The sequence below is a fragment of the Persicimonas caeni genome, from assembly GCF_006517175.1.
GTDB lineage: Bacteria > Myxococcota_A > Bradymonadia > Bradymonadales > Bradymonadaceae > Persicimonas > Persicimonas caeni.
Genome location: NZ_CP041186.1, coordinates 97,352 through 116,365, shown reverse-complemented (window position 1 = coordinate 116,365; position 19,014 = coordinate 97,352). Strand labels below are relative to the sequence as shown.

General features: G+C 63.4%; 16 protein-coding genes, 5 tRNA genes and 1 other RNA gene. 12 read left to right on the top strand and 10 right to left on the bottom strand.

Going from position 1 to position 19,014, the window contains the following annotated elements; translation table 11 throughout:
* Positions 1 to 16 precede the first annotated feature (16 nt).
* Complete coding sequence (locus tag FIV42_RS00495; protein WP_168210298.1) at positions 17 to 1,273, bottom strand: porin; 1,257 nt, start codon at positions 1,271 to 1,273, stop codon at positions 17 to 19.
* A 300-nt stretch (positions 1,274 to 1,573) separates the two neighbouring features.
* Here FIV42_RS00495 and FIV42_RS00490 point away from each other — a divergent pair.
* From FIV42_RS00490 to ffs, 7 genes are all read left to right on the top strand, one after another.
* Positions 1,574 to 1,662: transfer RNA gene (locus tag FIV42_RS00490), tRNA-Ser, on the top strand.
* A 30-nt stretch (positions 1,663 to 1,692) separates the two neighbouring features.
* Positions 1,693 to 1,781: transfer RNA gene (locus FIV42_RS00485), tRNA-Ser, on the top strand.
* Between the two features lie 153 nt (positions 1,782 to 1,934).
* Positions 1,935 to 2,008, top strand: a tRNA-Arg gene (locus FIV42_RS00480).
* Between the two features lie 37 nt (positions 2,009 to 2,045).
* Positions 2,046 to 2,564 (top strand): tRNA adenosine(34) deaminase TadA, encoded by a 519-nt coding sequence (tadA, locus tag FIV42_RS00475; RefSeq protein ID WP_141195763.1) that lies wholly within the window; start codon positions 2,046 to 2,048, stop codon positions 2,562 to 2,564.
* A 62-nt stretch (positions 2,565 to 2,626) separates the two neighbouring features.
* Positions 2,627 to 2,713 (top strand) — tRNA-Ser (locus FIV42_RS00470).
* Positions 2,714 to 2,715: 2 nt separating this feature from the next.
* Positions 2,716 to 2,803: transfer RNA gene (locus FIV42_RS00465), tRNA-Ser, on the top strand.
* A gap of 66 nt (positions 2,804 to 2,869) precedes the next feature.
* Positions 2,870 to 2,960: signal recognition particle sRNA small type (gene ffs / locus FIV42_RS00460), an RNA gene on the top strand.
* Between the two features lie 227 nt (positions 2,961 to 3,187).
* Here the strand turns inward: ffs and thrS are convergent.
* Positions 3,188 to 5,011: a threonine--tRNA ligase gene (thrS, locus tag FIV42_RS00455; RefSeq protein WP_141195762.1), complete on the bottom strand. Its 1,824-nt coding sequence runs from the start codon at positions 5,009 to 5,011 to the stop codon at positions 3,188 to 3,190.
* A 261-nt stretch (positions 5,012 to 5,272) separates the two neighbouring features.
* Here thrS and FIV42_RS00450 point away from each other — a divergent pair, with 261 nt between their 5' ends.
* Together FIV42_RS00450 and FIV42_RS00445 are read left to right on the top strand one after the other, a co-directional pair.
* Positions 5,273 to 6,274 (top strand): DsbA family protein, encoded by a 1,002-nt coding sequence (locus tag FIV42_RS00450; RefSeq protein WP_168210297.1) that lies wholly within the window; start codon positions 5,273 to 5,275, stop codon positions 6,272 to 6,274.
* Entirely contained in the window at positions 6,271 to 7,080 is an 810-nt protein-coding gene (locus tag FIV42_RS00445) for an Ig-like domain-containing protein (protein ID WP_141195760.1), read from the top strand. Before FIV42_RS00450 ends, FIV42_RS00445 begins: the two co-directional genes overlap by 4 nt.
* Before the next feature lie 6 nt (positions 7,081 to 7,086).
* Here FIV42_RS00445 and FIV42_RS00440 read toward each other — a convergent pair whose 3' ends face one another.
* Positions 7,087 to 8,604 carry an MATE family efflux transporter gene (locus tag FIV42_RS00440; RefSeq protein WP_141195759.1) on the bottom strand — a complete coding sequence of 506 codons (1,518 nt, stop codon included), beginning with the start codon at positions 8,602 to 8,604 and terminating at the stop codon, positions 7,087 to 7,089.
* Between FIV42_RS00440 and FIV42_RS30620 the strand changes: the two genes are divergently transcribed.
* From FIV42_RS30620 to FIV42_RS00425, 3 genes are all read left to right on the top strand, one after another.
* Complete coding sequence (locus FIV42_RS30620) at positions 8,495 to 9,589, top strand: OmpA family protein (RefSeq protein WP_390619246.1); 1,095 nt, start codon at positions 8,495 to 8,497, stop codon at positions 9,587 to 9,589. The two genes, FIV42_RS00440 and FIV42_RS30620, sit on opposite strands and share 110 nt — an antisense overlap.
* 150 nt (positions 9,590 to 9,739) lie before the next feature.
* The gene (locus FIV42_RS00430) at positions 9,740 to 10,552 is read left to right on the top strand and encodes a tetratricopeptide repeat protein (protein ID WP_141195758.1); all 813 of its coding nucleotides are present in this window, start codon (positions 9,740 to 9,742) and stop codon (positions 10,550 to 10,552) included.
* Positions 10,553 to 10,585: 33 nt separating this feature from the next.
* A complete protein-coding gene (locus FIV42_RS00425) occupies positions 10,586 to 12,190 on the top strand; it encodes a bifunctional UDP-sugar hydrolase/5'-nucleotidase (protein ID WP_141195757.1) in 1,605 nt (534 codons plus the stop codon).
* Positions 12,191 to 12,310: 120 nt separating this feature from the next.
* On the opposite strand, the gene FIV42_RS00420 is transcribed toward FIV42_RS00425, so the two are convergent.
* From FIV42_RS00420 to FIV42_RS00390, 7 genes are all read right to left on the bottom strand, one after another.
* Positions 12,311 to 13,297: a DUF6483 family protein gene (locus FIV42_RS00420; RefSeq protein ID WP_141195756.1), complete on the bottom strand. Its 987-nt coding sequence runs from the start codon at positions 13,295 to 13,297 to the stop codon at positions 12,311 to 12,313.
* Between the two features lie 126 nt (positions 13,298 to 13,423).
* Positions 13,424 to 14,026: an FHA domain-containing protein gene (locus tag FIV42_RS00415; protein WP_141195755.1), complete on the bottom strand. Its 603-nt coding sequence runs from the start codon at positions 14,024 to 14,026 to the stop codon at positions 13,424 to 13,426.
* A gap of 6 nt (positions 14,027 to 14,032) precedes the next feature.
* Entirely contained in the window at positions 14,033 to 14,920 is an 888-nt protein-coding gene (locus FIV42_RS29900; protein ID WP_168210296.1) for a hypothetical protein, read from the bottom strand.
* Positions 14,920 to 15,702: an inositol monophosphatase family protein gene (locus tag FIV42_RS00405; protein ID WP_141195754.1), complete on the bottom strand. Its 783-nt coding sequence runs from the start codon at positions 15,700 to 15,702 to the stop codon at positions 14,920 to 14,922. Before FIV42_RS00405 ends, FIV42_RS29900 begins: the two co-directional genes overlap by 1 nt.
* A 94-nt stretch (positions 15,703 to 15,796) precedes the next feature.
* Positions 15,797 to 16,723 (bottom strand): DUF5996 family protein, encoded by a 927-nt coding sequence (locus FIV42_RS00400; protein WP_141195753.1) that lies wholly within the window; start codon positions 16,721 to 16,723, stop codon positions 15,797 to 15,799.
* Between the two features lie 103 nt (positions 16,724 to 16,826).
* Complete coding sequence (locus FIV42_RS00395) at positions 16,827 to 17,975, bottom strand: serine hydrolase domain-containing protein (RefSeq protein WP_141195752.1); 1,149 nt, start codon at positions 17,973 to 17,975, stop codon at positions 16,827 to 16,829.
* On the bottom strand, positions 17,972 to 18,919 hold the full coding sequence (locus tag FIV42_RS00390; RefSeq protein ID WP_141195751.1) for a S66 peptidase family protein: 948 nt from the start codon (positions 18,917 to 18,919) through the stop codon (positions 17,972 to 17,974). Before FIV42_RS00390 ends, FIV42_RS00395 begins: the two co-directional genes overlap by 4 nt.
* Positions 18,920 to 19,014: the final 95 nt, after the last annotated feature.

Here is a 19,014-nt window from a genome sequence, read left to right as displayed (position 1 = left end):
ATGCTTTGCTTTCGGCCTACCACTCTACCTGAACGAGAGCATCGAAGCGATCGTTATCGATCTCGAGCTGCTCCTCGGCAGTGATCGTGTAGTTGAGCATCAATCGAAGCGGATAGGTCTTGGCGTTATAGTTGAGGCCGACGGTGTGATAGGTCAGCGATTCGAAGCGGATGCCTGCTTCGGCGCCCTCGCGGTCAGTGTCCGGGTCGAGGTAAGCGAAGCGGTAAGCCGGCTGCAGCCCGAAGAAGGGCTCTTCGTAGGCGACCTGGGCCTGATAGCTCAAGCCGGTGCGGGCGGGCTCGGCGCCGACCTCTTCGGGCGGCTCGAACTCGACCTGCACGACGTTTGCCAGAAGCGAGAAGCCGGCGGCGGCCACCGTCAGGTCGGCCGTCCAGCCCGTCTGGGTCTCGCCGATCAGGTCGGGCAGCTCGCCGATGGTGCGGTCGTTGTAGTACGCGCCGCCGCCGAGCCGGGCGATCTCACCCCAGTGCAAGTTGACGCGCCCATAGAAGGCGGCCTGGTCGTTGTCGTTGAGGCTGCGATTGGCGCTCTGGCCGTTGGTCGCGGCGAGGGCGTAGCTGACGCCCGGGCCGTCGTCCTCGGTCACGAAGAAGAACGGATCCGAGTCGATGCGCACACCGACCTGGCGGCCCACTGACAGTCCTTCACGGTTGGGACCCTCGACGCCCTCGACGCCGCGGCTTCCCACCGAGCGCTCCACGAAGAGGATATTGGCCGTGGAGAGCAACTCTTCGATGTCGAAGGGGACCTTGAACTGACCGGCGGAGGCGCGAAACAGCGGGTGCGGTTGGTAGAACACGTAGCCGTCTCGCAAGCGCGTGACCACCTCACCGATGGCGGTGTTGGCCTCTTCAGTGGGGCGAGGCACGCCGGCGTCGACTTCGAGCTCGAAGCCGAGACCGTTGTCCAGGTAGCCCAAAAAGCCAAAGCGCGCGTCGGCGATGATGAATCCGTCGTTGCGGCCGAACTCTTCGAGGTTGGGATCGTCTTGAATGGCCGTGTACTGCGTGCGCAGATAGCCGAAGAACTCGACGGTCCACCCGGCGGGCTCCTCATCATCCTCGCCCGGGAAATTGTCACTGACGACGATGCCTCGGGCCTCGGAGCCCTCGTCGTCTTCGAGCATTTCCTTCATCTCCGGGCGGACATCTTCCTCGGAGTCGGTGTCTTGGGCTGCGGCGGGCAGGGCGAAAAGGCTGGAGGCCAGCGCTCCAAACAGACAAACATTGAGCGTGCGGCGTCGAGACATCATCACTTCCTCGAATCGGCAAGATTGAACATTACGCGGCGAGTTATACATGCATGCGGGGGAGGGCGTCCACTCGCGCGTGTTACATCTTGGTGATCCGGTATCAGGTATCCGGCATCCGGTATCTGGAAATTTTTCGTCGGCGGAATGTCGTGCTGTTTCAGTGGGTTAAAAGGCTGGTTGCGCACGACGCATCCAACCTCCCCAAAAAATCCTCAAAATGGACTTGACGAGGGGCAGGTCATATGTAGAATCGCTGGCCCTCACGGGGTTTGACCGCGCCGATGGCCGGTCGCAGACCTGGGAGGAGTGGCCGAGTGGTTGAAGGCACCGGTCTTGAAAACCGGCAACGTCTTTATGGGCGTTCGTGGGTTCGAATCCCACCTCCTCCGTTCGGCGGACGAGGATCTTTGAAAGTTTAAGGAGAGGTGGCCGAGTGGCTGAAGGCGCTCCCCTGCTAAGGGAGTATACGGCTTAAACCGTATCGAGGGTTCGAATCCCTCCCTCTCCGCTGAAATAAAGTCTTTTTGACTTTGTTTCAAAAAAGGGCTTGCAAAGCTTTCCAAGGCGATGTAAACCCTGTGGCCCGCTCGCTTCGAGGCCAAGTTTCGAAGTCAGGTTTTTCCAGGCCAACACCTCGATAAGAGGAAAGAGCGGCACATACGCACTCGTAGCTCAACTGGATAGAGCAACGGTCTACGGAACCGTAGGTTGAAGGTTCGAATCCTTCCGAGTGCGCTTCAAGAAGGCTCTTGATTGAGTCTTCGCACAGGAAATGCCTTCGGGCATTTCCTTTTTTTCGCAGACCGACCAAACGATCGTGGCTAGTGACGAAGAATTCATGGCGCTCGCGATCGCCGAGGCCAAAAAGGCTTGGGATATCGGCGAAGTACCTGTCGGTTCCGTTGTCGTCTGCGACGGTCAGGTGGTCTCGACCGGTTTTAACCGCCGAGAGACTTGGCAGGACCCCACGGCTCACGCCGAGTTGATCGCCATGAGGCGCGCCGCCGATAAACTCGGCTCTTGGCGCCTGGTCGATTGCACGGTGTATGTGACGCTCGAGCCGTGTCCGATGTGCGCCGGCACGATGGTCAACGCGCGAGTCAAGCGTGTCGTCTACGGTGCCCGCGACCCCAAAGCCGGGGCAGCCAGGACGCTGTTTGCGCTTCTGGAAGATCCCAGGCTCAATCATCGGGTCGAGGTCCGCGAGCTTTGCCGCGCCGAGGAATGTGGCAAGCTTCTGACTGATTTCTTTGAAGAGATTCGCCAACGCCGCAAGGCCGACGGCGACTAGAGGGTCTTTGACAGCAGAGAGTGAGCTCAATCAGCCACCAAGCCCGAACTCTCCATCTTTACGGAGGGGTGGCCGAGTGGACGAAGGCGCCTGATTCGAAATCAGGTGTGCCCTCACGGGTACCGTGGGTTCGAATCCCACCCCCTCCGCTGGAGAGGTGGCCGAGTGGCTGAAGGCGCACGCTTGGAAAGCGTGTATACTGTAACCCAGTATCGAGGGTTCGAATCCCTCCCTCTCCGCTGACTTTGCACCCTTTACAACGGGCAGAATCTTTCTTAAGTCTGCCCACACGCAAGCTCGACCCCTGAGCGGTCAGCGGGACCACCGGTTCGGCACCCCGTCAGGCCCGGGAGGGAGCAGCGGACCGGACACGGGGTGTCCGCTGACCGCTCAGCGGTCGAGCAAGAAACACGAAAGCCGCCATATCCTGGCGGCTTTCGTGTTTCTTGAGCGAAGAAGTAAAAGACTGAGCGAAGAAGTAAAAGACTGAGCGAAGAAGTAAAAGACTGAGCGAAGAAGTAAAAGAGTAAAAAAGCAAAAGAGCGACAACACGTCGGTATTGTCGCTCTTTTGTCTTTTGTGCTTCTTTACTCGTTCGCTCTTTTACTCTTTCGCTGCGAAGCTCAATACCCGCGATCGACCATGTCTTGGCCCATGCCTTCTTCCTCGCGGGCTTCGGTGGCCAGGCCGGAGCGCTGGATCTCGACGTCGAGGGTGCGGTTCTCGACCTTCTCGACGATCTCGTCGCGCACTTCCTCGGGGGTCATCTTGCCGCGGCGGCCTTCGGAGTAGCTGCGCACGGCGACAGTGCCTTCTTCTTCTTCACGACCGCCGATGACGAGCATGTACGGGATCTTCTGGGTCTCGGCTTCGCGAATCTTGAAGCCGATCTTCTCGCTGCGGTCGTCGACCTCGACGCGCACGCCTGCGTCCTTGAGAAGCTTGGCGACGTTCCAGGCGTAGTCGTCCTGTTCGTCGGTGATCGTCATGATCTTGACCTGCGTGGGCGCGAGCCAGGTCGGGAAGACGCCGGCCAAGTGCTCCACGAGGATGCCGATGAAGCGCTCGAGGCTGCCGGCCAGGGCGCGGTGGATGACGATCGGGGTCTTCTCGGTGTTGTCGGCGTCGGTGTAGCCGAGCTCGAAGCGACGGGGCAGCTGGAAGTCGAGTTGGATGGTGGCACACTGCCACGAGCGTCCAAGGCTGTCGCGCACCTGGAAGTCGATCTTGGGGCCGTAGAAGGCGCCGTCGCCTTCGTGGATCTTGTAGTCGCGCCCGTTCGCCTCCAGCGCGCTCTTGAGCGAGGCCTCGGCCTCGTCCCACAGCGCCGGGTCGCCCATGAATTTCTCGGGGCGAGTCGACAGCTCGATCTCGTAGTCCATGTCGAAGAGCCCGTAGGTCTCGTCGACCATCTCGAGCAGGAGCGAAATCTCGTCTTCGACCTGGTCTTCGGTCACGAAGATGTGGGCGTCGTCCTGGCAGAACTGGCGCACGCGGGTGGCCCCGGAGAGCACGCCCGGCAGCTCATTTCGGTGCAGCGTGCCGAACTCGGCGACGCGCATCGGCAGCTCGCGGTACGAGCGCTTGTCGCTCTTGAAGAAGAGCATCGTGTCCGGGCAGTTCATCGGCTTGAGTCCGTACGTCTGATCGTGGGACTCGAAGGTGAACATGTTGTCCTTGTAGTGCTCCCAGTGGCCCGACTGCTCGAAGAGCTCCTTGTTGTAGATCAGCGGGTGCATGATCTCGACGTAGCCGTTCTTTTCTTCGAGCTCGCGGAAGAAGCCCTGAATCTTGCGGTACATCTGCCAGCCCTTGGGGCGCCAGAAGACCGAACCGGGCGAGAGCCGGTCGAAGTCGAACAGGCCGAGCTGGCGGCCGAGCTTTCGGTGGTCGCGCCGCTTGGCCTCTTCGATCATGTAGAGGTGCTCCTCGAGCTCCTCTTCAGTCGGGAAGGCTGTGCCGTAGATGCGCTGGAGCATCGGCTGGTTCTCGTCGCCTTTCCAGTAGGCGCCGGCGACCTTCTTGAGCTTGAAGTGCTCACAGGCGCCAGTCGACTCGACGTGCGGGCCGGCGCAAAGGTCGGTGAACGGTCCGTTTTTGTAGATCGAGACCTTCTCGTCTTCGATGCGGTCGATCAGCTCGAGCTTGTAGGGCTGGTCTTTGAAGAACTCGCGCGCCTCTTCCTTCGTCCACTCCTCACGCTCGAATTCTTGGTTCTGCTTGACGATCTGGGTCATGCGGCCTTCGATCTGGCCGAAGTCGTCGGTCGAGATGGGGCGTGGAAGCTCGAAGTCGTAATAGAACCCGTCGGCGATGGGCGGTCCGATGGCGAACTTCGCGTCGGGGAACATCTGCTGGATCGCCGTGGCCATGATGTGGGCGGTCGAGTGCCGGACGCGGTAAAGCAAGTCCTTGTCTTGGGCTCCTCGTTTGGGTGCGTCGGCCATGTCGGGTCCTCTTCGATTCAAATAGGCGTTGGAGTTGATTTGGCTTCAAAAAAGGCAACAGACACCCTCACTATTCCCGCGCGGGGGCCTGCGAGGCCACTCTTATTAGAAATGGCGGCAGGCGTCCAGAGGATCTGGCTTGACGAGGAATGCCCGATCCCATTGAATAGCGGCGCCTGTCGTGCTGTTTGTTATGTCTGAGGCGGCGTACATGCGGTATCCGCCCACACACGACTCCCACATTGAATGACGGAAGAGCTCATGTCGAACCGACTGCGCAGACCTTTGCTTGTCTTTGTCGCGTTGCTTTTGCTGGTGCCCCTGGGCACGGGGTGCAAGAACTCCGGCTCCGACGCGTCCAAAGAAGACGGCGACACCGTCGAGAAACAATCGGCGGCGGTCGAGCCCGACAAAGATGAAGCAGTCAAGGACGCGCCTCCCACCGACCTGTATCCCGGGATGAACTTCGGCGCGCTCAGCGCAAAAGAGCGCGTGCAGTTCGTCGAAATCGCCAAGGCCGAGGTCTGTCCGTGCCCCGACGCGGCCGAAAGCCTGCACCAGTGCCTGCAGCACCCGAAGACGGCGTGTGGCTTGGCCCAGCAGGTGGCCAACCTGACTGCCGTGGGCATCCGCCAAGGCCTCAACGAGACCGACATCCTCGACAAGGTCGCCGAGTTCACCGAAGCGGCGCGCAAAGAGTACGACTTCACCCTCGAGGGCGTGCCCCACAAGGGCCCGAAAGACGCGCCGGTCAAGATCGTCGAGTTCGCCGACTTCGAGTGCCCGCACTGCAAATCCGCTTCGCAGCTGATGGACCAGCTGGCCAAGAAGTACCCCGAGAAGGTCGCCATCTACTTCAAGCAGTTCCCGCTGGGCAGCCACGGTCACTCCGAGCTCGCCGCGCGCGCTGCGCTGGCCGCCCACGAGCAGGGCAAGTTCTGGCCGATGCACGACCTGCTGTTCAAACACCAACGCTCTCTGAGCCCCGAAAAGATCGGCACCTTCGCGCGTCGTATCGGCCTGAACACCGGCAAGTTCACCGAGGACCTGCAGAGTCAGGAGATCGCGCAGGCCGTCGGGACGGACCGTCAGGAAGGCGAGCGCGCCGGAGTGACCGGCACGCCGGCGCTCTACATCAACGGGCGCCGCTACATGGGGCCGACCAGCATGGAGGCGCTCTCTCAGACCGTCGAGACGAAGCTCGCCGAGGGCGACAAAGCTGACGGTGAGAAGGCCGGCGAGAAGGCCAAGCAGGAGGAATGAGCCGTCTCCTTCCGACAGCTCGTCTTGCTTCCTTGATGAAGGCCGTCGTCTCGATGGCGGCCGTCTTCGCGCTGAGCTCCTGCGGTGAAATCGAGCCGGAGCCGCCAGTCGACGAAGACGGTGAGCCCATCGAGCTTCCGGAGCCCTACGACCGCTGGCTCGAGATCGTCGAGATATCGCCGGCTCCCGGCGAGCTCGCCCTCGAGCCGTCCATCGCGGTCCGCTTCAACGACTACATCGAAGACGACTCGTTTCGCTCGTACGCCTTCGGAGCGCTCAGCTCCGGAGGCGTCGTCGCGCGTGGCGACGCCGACTACGTGATGACCGACAAGACGGTCGTGTGGCGGCCTTGGCGGCCGCTCGAGCCCGGTCTTCGCTACACCTTCCAGACCACCGGTGCGGTCGAGAGCGCCACCGGCTCGCCGTTTCTCCAGCCTGCCGAATGGCCGGCGTACGTGGCGAGCCGTGACCAGGAGCCCACGAGCTCCACGGCGCTGCCCGACGCTCGTTGGGACGACGTCGCCCCCATCTTCGAGGGGAAGTGCGCGGAGTGCCATCGCAACCCACAAGCAGGGCTCAACCCGCTGACCTACGAGAGCCTGCAGAACGCCGAGTCACAGCAGACCGACCTGTACCTGGTGCGGCCAGCCGATCCGGCCGACTCGTACCTGATGCGCAAATTGTTGTGGGACTACGCCGACATCGAATTCGTGCATCAGCCGCCGGCGTGGGCCGGCGGCGAGCAGTTGTCGCGCGAAGAACTGTTGCTGATTGAAGGTTGGATTGCGGGTGGGGCGCGGCGTTGAGATCGCTTAAACCTCGATCTCCTTCCAACTCCCCTCCCAAAACTTCCACGCCATGACCATGCCCAGCGCCACGACGTAGACCGTGGCCGACATCCACACGCCCAAGAATCCCCAGTCGAAGACGACCGCGAACAGGTAGGCAAGCGGCACGAGGCACACGCCGTGCAGGATGAGCTCGGCGACCATGACGAACTTGGTGTTGCCTGCGCCGAAGAGCGCCTGGGTCAAGATGAGCGCCATGGCGATGAACATCTCGAGGGAGGCCATGATGCGCAGGCCCGGCACGGCAGCTTGGATGACGATTTCGTCGTCACTCAGGACGTCGAGGAACGCCTCGGGGAAGAGGATGACAAGCAGGCCGACGAAGCCGAAGAAGTACATGCCCAGCTTGACCGAGTCCCAGCCGAAGGCTTCGGCTTCGGCGTAGTTCTTCTCGCCCATCGACTGCGACACCAGCGTGGCGGTGGCCTGGCCAAAGGCGATGCAGGTCACAAAGCCGATGCTGAGCAGGTCGATGATGAGCTTGGCGGCGGTGGTGTAGACCGGCGGGCGGCTCCACATCAGGGTGTTGGCCCAATCGACGGTGAACGCCCGGCCGGCGAACTCGCGCACGTGGGTGATGGCCGAGTGCAGGGCAGGGGCGCCGCGGGTGAGCTCGGCACCGTAGAACTCGGCGTTGCCCAGCGAGTTGAGCACTGCCTCTTCGTCGAGCAACGCGATGATCTTGAGGAACATGAGCACGCCGGCCATCACAAAGATCTGGGCGGCGCCGCTGGGGAAGCTCAGCTTGGCCATGCTCCACATGACCGAGGGCTTGAAATTCGACGGGCGGTAGAACGCGAACTTGCTGCGGAACTCGTCACGGAAGGTCCAGCCGACCATGATGGCCAAGCCGATAAACGTCGAGATGACGCTGGCGATGGCCGCGCCGGTGACGTGCATTGCCGGAATCGGTCCGATGCCGAAGATTAGGGAGTAGTTGAGCACGATGTTGCACGCGTTCATCACGATGCACGCGTACATGTGCACCCGTGTTCGGCCCATGCCGTCGAAAAAGCCTTTATAGGCCGTCGTCGCCACCATCCCGGTGACCCCGAGCACGCGTACCTGCGCGTAGGGGATTCCCAGGGCGAGCACTGCTTCGTTCGACGTCAGAAAGCGGAAGAAGTAGGGGATGGCGTACCAGCCGACGGCCGTGAGGACGAGCGAGCTGACCACCGACAAGATGATGCCGTTGGCGAGCACGGTGCCGGCGCGTTTATGCTGGCCTGCGCCGAAGCGACGCGCGGTCATCGCCTGGGTGCCGACGCCGATGGCCGCCAGAAACCCGCCGATGGTCCAGAAGATCGGAAGGCTGAAGCCGAGCGCCGCTTGCCCGGGAATCGAGTAGCTCGCGTCGAGCTTGCCCACGAAAATGGTGTCGACGACGTTGATCCCCGTCTGCGTAAGCATGGCAATGACGATGGGGGCCGCCAGCCACACAATACGCTTGGATCGTTGCAGATCGATTGCGAGTGCGCTCATGGATACTACCAAGTACTTCAGGGGGTTCGACTCCCGCCGATGCGGGAACGATGGTTCTAGGCGAGGTCGCTCGTTTGTTCAAGCCCTTGACTGTCTGATCACGACTGCAGTACCGTCGCTCAAAGCTAGAGATGACTGTTACTATTTGGATTTTTTCCGGATTTTCCCTAGAGAAAACGGGATGCTAATGATGGATTGGAAACGACTGCTGTGGGGGCTCAACGTCTTGTTCTTGGCCGGCGTTCTGCTCGCCCAGACGGGCTGCAAGCCGGACTACCCAAAATGCGAGACGAACGACCATTGTCGTGAGAGCGAGCAGGGGCAAGAAGAAGGAAAGCTGTATTGCGTCAACGGTTTGTGCCAGGAGTGCGCGACCGACGACCACTGCGGCGACCCGTCGCTCGAGTGCAACGCCGGCGTCTGTGAGAAGATTCCGGGCTACTGCACCGCCACCGCCGACTGTCCGGGCAACCAGAAGTGTCGCGATAATCGTTGCGGGCCCGAGTGTATGTCGAACGACGACTGCGAAGCCGGCCAGATCTGCGAAGGTGGCAGCTGCGTGGCCGAGCCGGAGTGCTCGACCGACGCCGACTGCGAGGACGGCGAGATGTGCCAGGAAGGCCAGTGCGTCGAGCGCCCGGCCGCCGAGTGTGACCTCGAGCCGGTCTACTTCGGCTACGACACCGCCAGCTTGAGCAGCGACGCCCGCGACGAGTTGCTCGAGAACGCCGAGTGCATCAAAGAGGGGAACCTGACCGTGCGCATCGAGGGTTATGCCGACGAGCGCGGTACCTCCGAGTACAATATCGCCCTGGGTGAGCGGCGCGCCAAGAGCGTGCAGAGCTACCTGGAGAACCTGGGCGTCTCCTCGGGCCAGTTGAGCATCGTCTCCTACGGCGAAGAGCGCCTGGCGAGTACCTGCGGCGAGCAGGGCCCCGATAGCTGCCACCGACTCAACCGACGTGTCGAGTTCGACGTGCAGTAAGCTTGTGCGCGGCTTGGAAGGACTAGATGGAGGCCCGGCGCTGTTTTGGCGTCGGGCCTTTGTGTTGTATCCAACCTCGATAGGTTGTAACTCTCATTTACGGGCTCCGGCCCGTCGTTTTTGATTCCCACTCTCCAACTGCTGTCGACCATGAACACGAAAGTGATCCAGTTTCTGCTACCGGCGACTCTCCTCTTGCTGGCTTCGGTCGGGACGGGCTGTGTGCCCATGTGGACCGGCGACGAGATGCAACAAGAGATCGAGGCCATCAAGGCCGAGCAAAACGCCATGCAGGAGAACTACGACGCCGAGAAGACCAAGCTGACCGAGATGATCGCCTCGGCTCGCCAGGACGTCGTCGAACTTAAAGATGTGCTCAAAGAGGCCAGGGCGCTGCTGCAGCGCAACAACGCCGATCTGGGTGTCGAGATTCAGAAGACCCGTGAGGAGATGTCCGAGCTTCGCGGCCAGATCGAGCAGATGGAGTTCAAGCTGGCCAAGCTCGAGCAAGACTTGAAGCTCTTCAAAGAGGACGTAGACCTTCGGTTTGCCGACGGTTCGATGAGCCTGCCCGAAGAGGCTGTGCCGTTATTCGAGCACGGAAAGAAAGCCTACGACGCCGGCAAGTACCGCGACGCGCGCAAGGCCTTCGAGAAATTCGGCGAGAAATTTGCCACCCACGGGAAGGCCGCCGAAGCGCAGTACCTGTTGGGGATGACCTTTTTCAACGAGAACCAGTGGGTCACATCGGTCTTCGAGTTCCAGAAAGTCGTCGAAAAGCACGGCAAATCAACGCGCGTCGACGACGCCACGTACCATATCGGCGCGGCGCTGATGAAGATGGGCCGATGCGAGCAGGCCAAGCAGTGGTTTCAACTCGTCGTCGACGACTACGGCAACTCCGAGTGGGCCTCCGAAGCCCGCCAGAAGATCAACGCGGTCAAGTCCGGCAACTGCAGTTAAGCGTCTGAAACGCGCGCTCGGGAGTGAGCGACCATGAATTTTGAAATCAAGGGTAAGCATATCGCCGCGGCGGTGGTGCTCGGCGTTTTTTTCGGCGTGATCAAGTATCAGTGCGACTCGGTCGAGCCGCCCGAAAAGGTCGAGGCCGAGGCGGAAGAGGTCGTCGAGCTGACCCCCGAGCAACGCCTGGCGAGTCTCGAGGCGACGGGCGCGGTGGCGTCTGCGCACCAAGAGGCGATCAACGCGAGCATGCGTGAGGTCAACCGCCGGCTGCATATCGCGGAGCGCCAGCGCGAACAGAAGGCACCCGCGGCCGACGAGGTCGACGTCCTCACGATCCTCTTCAGCGCCAATATCCACGGCGAGCGCGAGGATTGCGGCTGCAAGCGCAACCCGCTGGGCGGGCTGAGCCGGCGCCAGACCCTCGTGGAGCTCGCTCGCGAGCACGACAGCAAGCCTACCGAGAAGTGGTGGGGCAGCGAGTTGCCCGCGCCCGACGCGGTCTTCAACGTCGACGCCGGCGATCTTCTCTTCAAGAGCACCTCGCTCGAGCACCACCCCGAGGAGATGCAGAACAAAGCGCGCGAGCATGCCAGAGCCGTCGTCGCCGGCCTGGGCGCGCACGCGCCGGACGTCGTCAACGTCGGCGAGCTCGACCTGGTCTTCGGCCTCGACACCTACCGCGACTACGTCGCGAAGGCCTCCTTTCCGGTCGTCTCGGCCAACCTCTACACCAAAGAAGGCGAGCGCCCGTTCGACGGGCACCAGGTGGTGAGCCGCGACGGCAAGAAGGTTGCCTTCGTGGGCCTGCTCAAGCCGAAGTCGCGCGTGCACGAGTACTACAAGAAGCGCGAGCTCGACGTACGTGACCCGCAGAAGGCCTACGTCGACGAACTCGCCAAGCTGCCCGACGACGTCGACCTGGTGGTCATGCTGAGCAATTTGGGGATGAATGACACGACCGACCTGGTCGAGACGTTGGTCGAGGAGGGCGCGCGCGTCGACGCGGCCGTCGTCTCCAATACCAATCGGTTGACGCGTTCACCGGAGTGGGCGGCGGGCGTGCCCGTCGTCGAGCCGCTCAGCCGCGGCAAGTATTTTGGCCGCCTCGACCTTCGCCTAGGCGAAGAGCCCGGCGTCGCGTACGCCAACGCGGTGGAAGATCCGCGCAAGGTCGTCCAGGATTACCGACGCGCGTGGTCGAGCTATTTCAGCGCGCGAGAGCAGGAGCGCAACACCGCCCGCGAGATCGCCGAGCTCGAACGGGAGTTCGCCTCGCAGAAGGAGCGCGCCCGCGAGACCGACGAGAAGCTCGCCCGGAAAGAGGGCGGTAAAGACGGCGAGAAAGAAGGCGGTGAAGGTAAAGGAGACGCCGAGAGGTTCGTCGACGCCGCCGGCGCCAAGGCTCAATCGCGCATCGAGTTCTTGAAGAAAAAGCTTCCCACCCTCCAAAAGCGCGTCGAGACGACCTCCAAGGCGGTCGCCGATCAGGTCGCCAAGCTCGGCACCATCGACGACATGGTCGCCTATGGCGACGGCGACGACTGGGCGAGCGTGCGCATTGTTCAAGTGAAGCTCGAGATTCCGCAGGACAGGAAGGTTCGGCGGGTTTTGGATAGGTTGAGTAAGGGGGACTAAGGGGGACTAAGGGAGACTAAGGCAGCGGGGTTGCAGAGTGGCTGCTTTAGTAACCTTTAGTAACCCTCAGTAACCTTTAGTAACCCTCAGTAACCCTTAGTAACCCTCAGTAACCCTCACCTATCCCTGCTGCGGCTCGGGCAGTCCGCCCATCTCATCGATAATTTTCTGGAGGTCCTTGTAACCCTCTTCGACTTCGTCGCGGGGAAGGTTTCCTTCTTCGAGGCGCGCGTCGGCCTGCTTGCGGGCGTTCTCGTAGAAGGCGACGCCGCGGTGCAGGATGTCGGGGTGGTTGCCGCTGACCTCGAGGCCTTTCCAAAGGGCGTCCTCGGCGTCGGCGAAATTGCCGAGCTGCTCGTTGTACGAGATCAGGTTGATCTGGCTGACCACGTAGATGGACAGGACGTTCTGGCCGATGATCTCGTAGGCGTCCTCCGAGAGCTCCTCGGCTTTTTGGCCCCACTCGAGCGCCTTTGCGTGCTCGCCGGCCTCGAAGAGCATGACGCTGAGGCGCTGGCAAGCTTGAGCGGCTTGCGGCAGACCGTTGGGGTTGCCGTGGTCGGACATGTTGCGGGCGATCTCGAGCGCCTCGTCCATCTCCTCGGCGGCGTCGTCGAGGCGCTCGTTACGCGCGTACAACAGCGACATGTTTTGGTGGGCGCCCACGGCCAACGCGTCGATGCTCTCGTCGCCTTCGGCGCGCACCGAGGTGATCAGCTCGATGGCGCGCTCGCTGAGGTCTTTGGCCTCGGCCAGGTCGCCCTTGGCGGCGATGACGCTCGACAGGTTCAAGTAGGTCGCCGCGGCGTTCGAGCGAAAGTCGACGTCCTTCTCGAGCAGCTGCTCGCAGATGTCGAGCGACTTGCCGTGGTAGCTCTCGGCCTGCTCGATCTGGTTTTGGCGCTGATAGAGCACGCCGAGCTCGTTGTAGAGCTGGGCGCGAAGCTCGAGCGAGCCGTCGGGTGTCGACTCGGACATGTCGAGCACGGCCTCGGCCTCGCGGAAGGCGCCTTCGGCGGCCTGGGCTTGGCCCTGGCGCAGCGCTTGGCTGCCTTGTTGGACGAGATGACGTGCGGTGTTGAGTTCGCGTTCTTGCCAGTCGGTCATTGGTGGGGCTCGGGGTTTCGGAGTCTAGGGGGTTCGGGGTCTTGGGCGCGGATTCGCGGATAGGCGGATGCGCGGATATCTACTCTTTTACTCTTTTACTTGTTCGCTCATTCGCTCATTCGCTCGTCAGCGGTACTGGGTCTTGAGCCAGACGTGGTAGGTGACGTTGCCGAAGCGGACAGCGTCGCCGTTGCCGAGCTGGCGGGGGCGGTCGATGCGTTTTCCGTTGACGTAGGTGCCGTTGGTGCTGGCCGAATCCTGCAAAAAGATCTTGGCGTTGCGGCAGATCAGCAGCGCGTGATTCCACGAAATCGCCGGCTTGTCGATGACGATGTCGTTGTTGTGTCCGGCACCCAGGGTGTTGTCACCGAGCTTGAGGCTAAATCGCACGGAGGGATCTTCCGGGTCGTACAAAAAGCCGTAGATGTTCGGGTCGCGCTCGTCGGGCGCCGACGGAAGCACAAACGTGGGCCGGCCGCCGTCCATGTCGGGGCCGGGCCGCCCCGGTGATGTCTGAAAGATGGCCGCCGAGCGTGGGTTGTCGACGGACTGGGATCGATTGAACGATGCTTCGTCGTCGGTCTGAAGCGTGGTGCCGCAGTGGCCGCAGAAGCGCACGTCGTTCGGGTAGACGTTGGCGCACTCGCTGCAGCGGTTGATGCGCTCCCCGCAGAAGGCGCAGAAGCCTGCGTAATCGGGGATATCACTTGTGCAGCTGGGGCACTTCATCGCAGCTCAATTGCATTCGGGCACGGACTCGAAGCCGATCCCCTCGAGTGTGAAGGGCTCGGTCTGGGTCGGCTCTTCTTCGGAGCCGATGACCGACACTTGGGCGACTAACTCCTGGTCGACGCCGTCGATGAACACTTTTTGCGGAGTGCTACCGTTGTCGGTCGCTACAAATCTGCCACATCCGACGTCCCAGTAAAAGACGTGCAGAATACAAGTGCCCGCAGGAGTCGTCGGAACGAAGCTCGTACCGTCGCCTCCGGCCGACTGAACGGCCACGCCACACGAGACGGCTTCCGAGCCGTTCCACTCGCAAAGCTCGACCTTGATGCGCTGATCGTCACCTTCGCGGTCCCGGAGTAGATAGGGAATGACCAGCGCGTTGCCGTCGCGCGTAATCCGCACCGGCCGCGGCTCGAACGCGCCGGCATCCGTTCCCACCCCGGCATCAACGCCCGCTCCGGTATCAGCGCCGGCGTCGACGGTTCCAACGTCCGCGTTGCCTGCGTCAGCCGCACCGGCATCGGCCTCACCTACGTCAGCCTCACCTGCGTCGGCGCCCGCATCGAGCCCCACGTCGGTGCCCGTGTCGGCGCCGGCATCGGCGTCGGCGCCAGTATCGGCATCGGCCCCGGCGTCCAGACCGACGTCCACGCCAGCATCGGCGCCGGCGTCGGTGCCGCCGTCCGTGCCGCCGTCGAGCGCCTGAGTCTGAGTCATGATCTGATCGTCGCAGCCTTCCACCGGCCCGTCGATATTGCCCACGGCCGGGATCGTCGCCGGGGCGTTGGGAATATCGACCGGATCGTCACACGCGCCGGCCGACAGGCCGACGAGGGCGGCAAATAGAAGCGTCAGGGGGCGTCGCAGGCTGTGCTCGCGTCGTTGCATCATCATGCGCTCAAAAGCTCGATCAAGTCGTCGTGAATCTGGGCGTTGGTCGCCAGGATGCTCGCCTCAAAGCCGGTGTAGGGCCCGTCTTGGATGTCGGTGACGCGGCCGCCGGCTTCTTCGACCAGCAGGTAGCCCGCGCCGGTGTCCCAGGGGTTCAGCCCGAACTCCCAGAAACCGTCCATGCGACCGGCGGCCACGTAGGCCAGGTCGAGCGCCGCCGAGCCGAGCCGGCGCACCCCGCGCGAGCGTTTGGTCACCGCCACGAAATTCTGCAGGTTGTCGGTCAGGTCGGGCGGTGTGCTCGGGCGAAACCCGGTCACCAGCACCGCGTCGTCGAGCGTAGCCTTGGGGCTGACACGCATCTCCTCGCCGTCGAGGGTGGCGCCGGCGCCGCGCCGCGCGCTGAAAAGTTCGTCGCGGTACGGATCGTAGATGACCCCCACCTGCGACTTTCCCTCGCACTGCAGGGCGATGGACACACACGACAACGGCACCCCATACGAGTAGTTAAGCGTGCCGTCGATCGGATCGATGAGCCAGTGGCGCTCTTCGGACTGGGCTTCGCGCCCGCCGAACTCCTCTCCCAAAATATCGTCGTCCGGAAACATCTGCTCGAGCTGGCCGATGATGAACCGCTCGATCTCGCGATCGACGTCGGTCACCACGTCGCTCTCGCCCTTGGTGTGGACCGAAAAGCCGTGCTTGCGGCCATGCAGCATCATTTTGCCGGCACGGCGGGCGATGGCTTCGGCGCAGCGTTGTTCGATGAGCAACTCGGACATGGTCTCTCGTCGGTGACATGGACGCAGAACAGTAGACGAAGATGTAGTCGCGCCCCCCGCATAGCGTCAAGTGTAGCGCGCCGACGAAGGGCCGTTATCGCTCGAGCTCTCCGCGCTCCCATCGGCCCAACTCGGCGGCCGCGTCGTAGGTCGATTGGAGGAACCCGAGGAGGGCTGCGTCGGGGTCGCCGGCCGTACGCACCGCTTCGTATGGCAGGACGAACTCGCCAAGCTCGCCGAGATAATATGCCTCGGGGGGCTCGACCTCGGCGTCGCGAAATCCATCGGGCTCCGGGTAGGCGTACGTGTAGAAGGCCGCCTCGCCCAGGCCCGCGCCCGGCCAGAAGCCCGCGCTGCACACTTCGTGGGAGTAGGCCTCGCGGGTGACGAAGTCGGCGACGACCGGCACACCCGGGTGATCGGGCGCCCGCCGCCCCGAAAAACGCGTCAACGCCACGTCGAAGCTCCCCCAGTAGAAGTTTACCGGGCTGACCTTTCCTAGAAACCGCGCGCGAAACTCTGTGAAGACACGCTCCATTTGGACCAACGCACGGAAAAAGCGGTGGGCGTACTCGGCGTCGTAGGCGTGGTGTTCGGTGTCGGCGTCGAATCTCACCGGAGCTTCGACCTCTACAGGCATCGGCCAGATTTCGACCGGGTAGCCCATCTCCTCGAGACGATCCATTACCTCGCGGTAGAACACGGCGACCGCCTTGGGCTCGAGCGCGATCATCTCGTGACCGCCGTCGGTGGCGCGGATGTGGAGTTGGTGGTCGATGAAGTCGAATTCGAACGCGAACGCCTCGTTGCCCCACGGAATGGGCGAGGTCGCCAGGCCTCGGGCGCTGATCTGCGATGTCGCGTTCCACCAGTGATTGATGCGCGGGGTCTGGGCGAGCTGAATCTTACCGATGACCTGCGTCCACATGTGTAGGGTTGCTGCGGTCTCGTGCCAGGCTTCATAGGGCAGGGCGGGCCATCCATCGGCTCGCGGGGTGCGGGGGGCTCGTGCGATCGACATGGAGATCCTCGTGGAGAAGGAGGGGACTGCGCGTCACGGACGACACGCGCACTCTCGAAGGATGCGCACCGGGCGGGCGTTGGCGACTCTCATTCCACCCGCGTCATCCACGAGGCGGGAGTACGGCCTCGTGGAACTTGACGCGCAGCTCCTTGATGAGCTCGTTGTCGCGCGTGGGATAGACGCGGTTGGTCAGCAGGATGGCGATGAGGCCGCGGTCGCGCTCGATCCAGAACGACGTGCCCGTAAAGCCCAGGTGTCCGACGGTGTTGCCCGCCTGGAAGCCGCGCCCGGCGCTGCTCAGCTGCCCGCTGGGGGTGTCCCAGCCGCCCAGGTGGTGGCCGTCGGCGCCGCGGGCCTCTTCGGAGAGGCAGAAGCGGAGCACCTCGCGGCTAATGATGCCGCCGTACTCGAGCTTACCCTGGTCGATCTCCCAGATATGGCGGCAGAATCTCAGCAGGTCGCCGGCGGTGCTGAAGACCCCGGCGTGGCCGCTCACTCCGCCCATGATGTCGGTGTTCTCGTCGTGGACCGTGCCGATGACCACGCGCTCGCGGCGCGCACACTTCTCGGTGGCCGCGGCGCCCGTGATGGGCTCGTCGCCGGCCAGGCGGGCGACGTAGCGGGTGTGCTCCATCTGCAGGGGCCGAAAGATCCGGTCGTGGGCGACCTCGTGCAGCGGCGCGTCATAAAGCCCCTCCAGGATCCCGGCGAGCAGGATATAGCCGAGGTCGGAGTAGCAGTGGCGGCCGGTGGGGCGCGATTGCAGGGGCGTGCGGGCGATGCGTCTAAAGAGCGCCTTGCGCGTGGTGTACGCCATGGTGGGCGACGGGTCGACCGGGTGGCTCAGGTAGAATTTCTCCCAAGCGGGAAGCCCTGACGAGTGGTTGAGCAGGTCCAACAGCGTCGCCTCGCCGCGCGAGGAGGCGCCAAGCGACCAGGCCGGGTAGAGGTCGGCGACGCGATCGTCGAGGCGGGCGAGGCCCTCGTCGACGGCCTGCATGGCCAGCGTGGCGGTCACCAGCGGCTTGGTCAGGCTGGCGATGTCCATCGGCGTGTCGGCGCGAAGCGGCTCGCTGGGTGGGTTGTAGTTGGTTTCGAGGTGCGTGCGGCCGAGGGCCTCGTCGAGCACGAGTTCTCCGTCGTGCCAGACAATGGCCTGGATGGCCGAGCAGACCTTTGTCTTGCCGATTTGGTCGACGTCGTCGGCGACGGCGTCGCGTAGGATGTGGCGAGCTTTGTCGAGGTTCATGAGTCTCCCGGGGTGACGGCGTCCCCGTCGAATATCAACGTTCCGCGTTCGGCGTCCAGCGCCGCGCCGACCCCGATGGGCACGGGCACGTTGCGGGTGGCGTGGCCGCACGGAAGGCCGGCGACGACCGGGCAGTCGAACTCGGCGGCCAGACGCGCCACGAAGTCGTCCATCGCCTCGTCGTCGACGTAGGCGCCGGCGCAGCCGGTGAAGTCGCCCAGGACGATCCCTGCCGGGCGGCGCGCCTTCTCGGAGAGGCGAAGCGTGGTGAAGAGGCGGTCGAGGCGGTAGTCCTCCTCGCCGACGTCCTCGAGCACGAGGATCGCGCCGTTGAGGTCGGGGCAGTGGGGCGAGGCGACGAGGCTTGCGACCAGGCTCAGGTTGCCGCCGAAGACCGGGCCGGTGGCGCGGCCGGGGCGCACGGTGCGCAGCCCGTCGAAGCGCGGCCGCGGGCCGCGAAGGCCGAAGAGCGCGCGCCGAAGCTCCTCGAGGCTGTCGTGTGGGTCGTCGTCGTGGAGCCGAAAGCTCTTGACGACCGGCCCGTGCAGGCTGGTGATGCCCACCTGGGCGGCCAGATGCAGGTGCAGCGCGGTGATGTCGCTGAAGCCGACGAGCAGCTTGGGGTCGTCGCGAAGCGCGGCGAGGCCGAGCTCGGGCAGAAGCCGCATGGTGCCGTAGCCGCCGCGGCTAAAGACGATCGCGCGCACCTTCGGGTCGTCGAGCGCCTCGCGCAGCGAGCCCAGGCGCACGTGGTCGTGGCCGGCGAGGTAGCCGGCCCACTCGCGCCGCTCGAAGACGGCGTCGTGCAACATGATGTCGAGTCCCCACGATTCGAGGGTGGCGATGCCCCCCTCGAGGAGTTCGGGCGTGACCGGGCCGGCGGGGCTGACGACGGCGACGGTGTCGCCGGGGCGAAGGGCGGGAGGGCGGATATACTGCGGCATGGGTGTACGTCTGTGGTCGGTGTGGGCGTCGGGTGTTGGTGTGTGGTTGTCGTGGTTGCGGCGCCATCCCCCGGGGGCTGCACGGGCGCGGGCTC

Bases quoted from the DNA above. Each gene is read 5' to 3' on its own strand.
- FIV42_RS00495 (WP_168210298.1), bottom strand. From the start codon at position 1,273: ATGATGTCTCGACGCCGCACGCTCAATGTTTGTCTGTTTGGAGCGCTG.
- tadA (WP_141195763.1), top strand. From the start codon at position 2,046: ATGCCTTCGGGCATTTCCTTTTTTTCGCAGACCGACCAAACGATCGTG.
- thrS (WP_141195762.1), bottom strand. From the start codon at position 5,011: ATGGCCGACGCACCCAAACGAGGAGCCCAAGACAAGGACTTGCTTTAC.
- FIV42_RS00450 (WP_168210297.1), top strand. From the start codon at position 5,273: ATGTCGAACCGACTGCGCAGACCTTTGCTTGTCTTTGTCGCGTTGCTT.
- FIV42_RS00445 (WP_141195760.1), top strand. From the start codon at position 6,271: ATGAGCCGTCTCCTTCCGACAGCTCGTCTTGCTTCCTTGATGAAGGCC.
- FIV42_RS30620 (WP_390619246.1), top strand. From the start codon at position 8,495: ATGGTGTCGACGACGTTGATCCCCGTCTGCGTAAGCATGGCAATGACG.
- FIV42_RS00440 (WP_141195759.1), bottom strand. From the start codon at position 8,604: ATGAGCGCACTCGCAATCGATCTGCAACGATCCAAGCGTATTGTGTGG.
- FIV42_RS00430 (WP_141195758.1), top strand. From the start codon at position 9,740: ATGAACACGAAAGTGATCCAGTTTCTGCTACCGGCGACTCTCCTCTTG.
- FIV42_RS00425 (WP_141195757.1), top strand. From the start codon at position 10,586: ATGAATTTTGAAATCAAGGGTAAGCATATCGCCGCGGCGGTGGTGCTC.
- FIV42_RS00420 (WP_141195756.1), bottom strand. From the start codon at position 13,297: ATGACCGACTGGCAAGAACGCGAACTCAACACCGCACGTCATCTCGTC.
- FIV42_RS00415 (WP_141195755.1), bottom strand. From the start codon at position 14,026: ATGAAGTGCCCCAGCTGCACAAGTGATATCCCCGATTACGCAGGCTTC.
- FIV42_RS29900 (WP_168210296.1), bottom strand. From the start codon at position 14,920: ATGATGCAACGACGCGAGCACAGCCTGCGACGCCCCCTGACGCTTCTA.
- FIV42_RS00405 (WP_141195754.1), bottom strand. From the start codon at position 15,702: ATGTCCGAGTTGCTCATCGAACAACGCTGCGCCGAAGCCATCGCCCGC.
- FIV42_RS00400 (WP_141195753.1), bottom strand. From the start codon at position 16,723: ATGTCGATCGCACGAGCCCCCCGCACCCCGCGAGCCGATGGATGGCCC.
- FIV42_RS00395 (WP_141195752.1), bottom strand. From the start codon at position 17,975: ATGAACCTCGACAAAGCTCGCCACATCCTACGCGACGCCGTCGCCGAC.
- FIV42_RS00390 (WP_141195751.1), bottom strand. From the start codon at position 18,919: ATGCCGCAGTATATCCGCCCTCCCGCCCTTCGCCCCGGCGACACCGTC.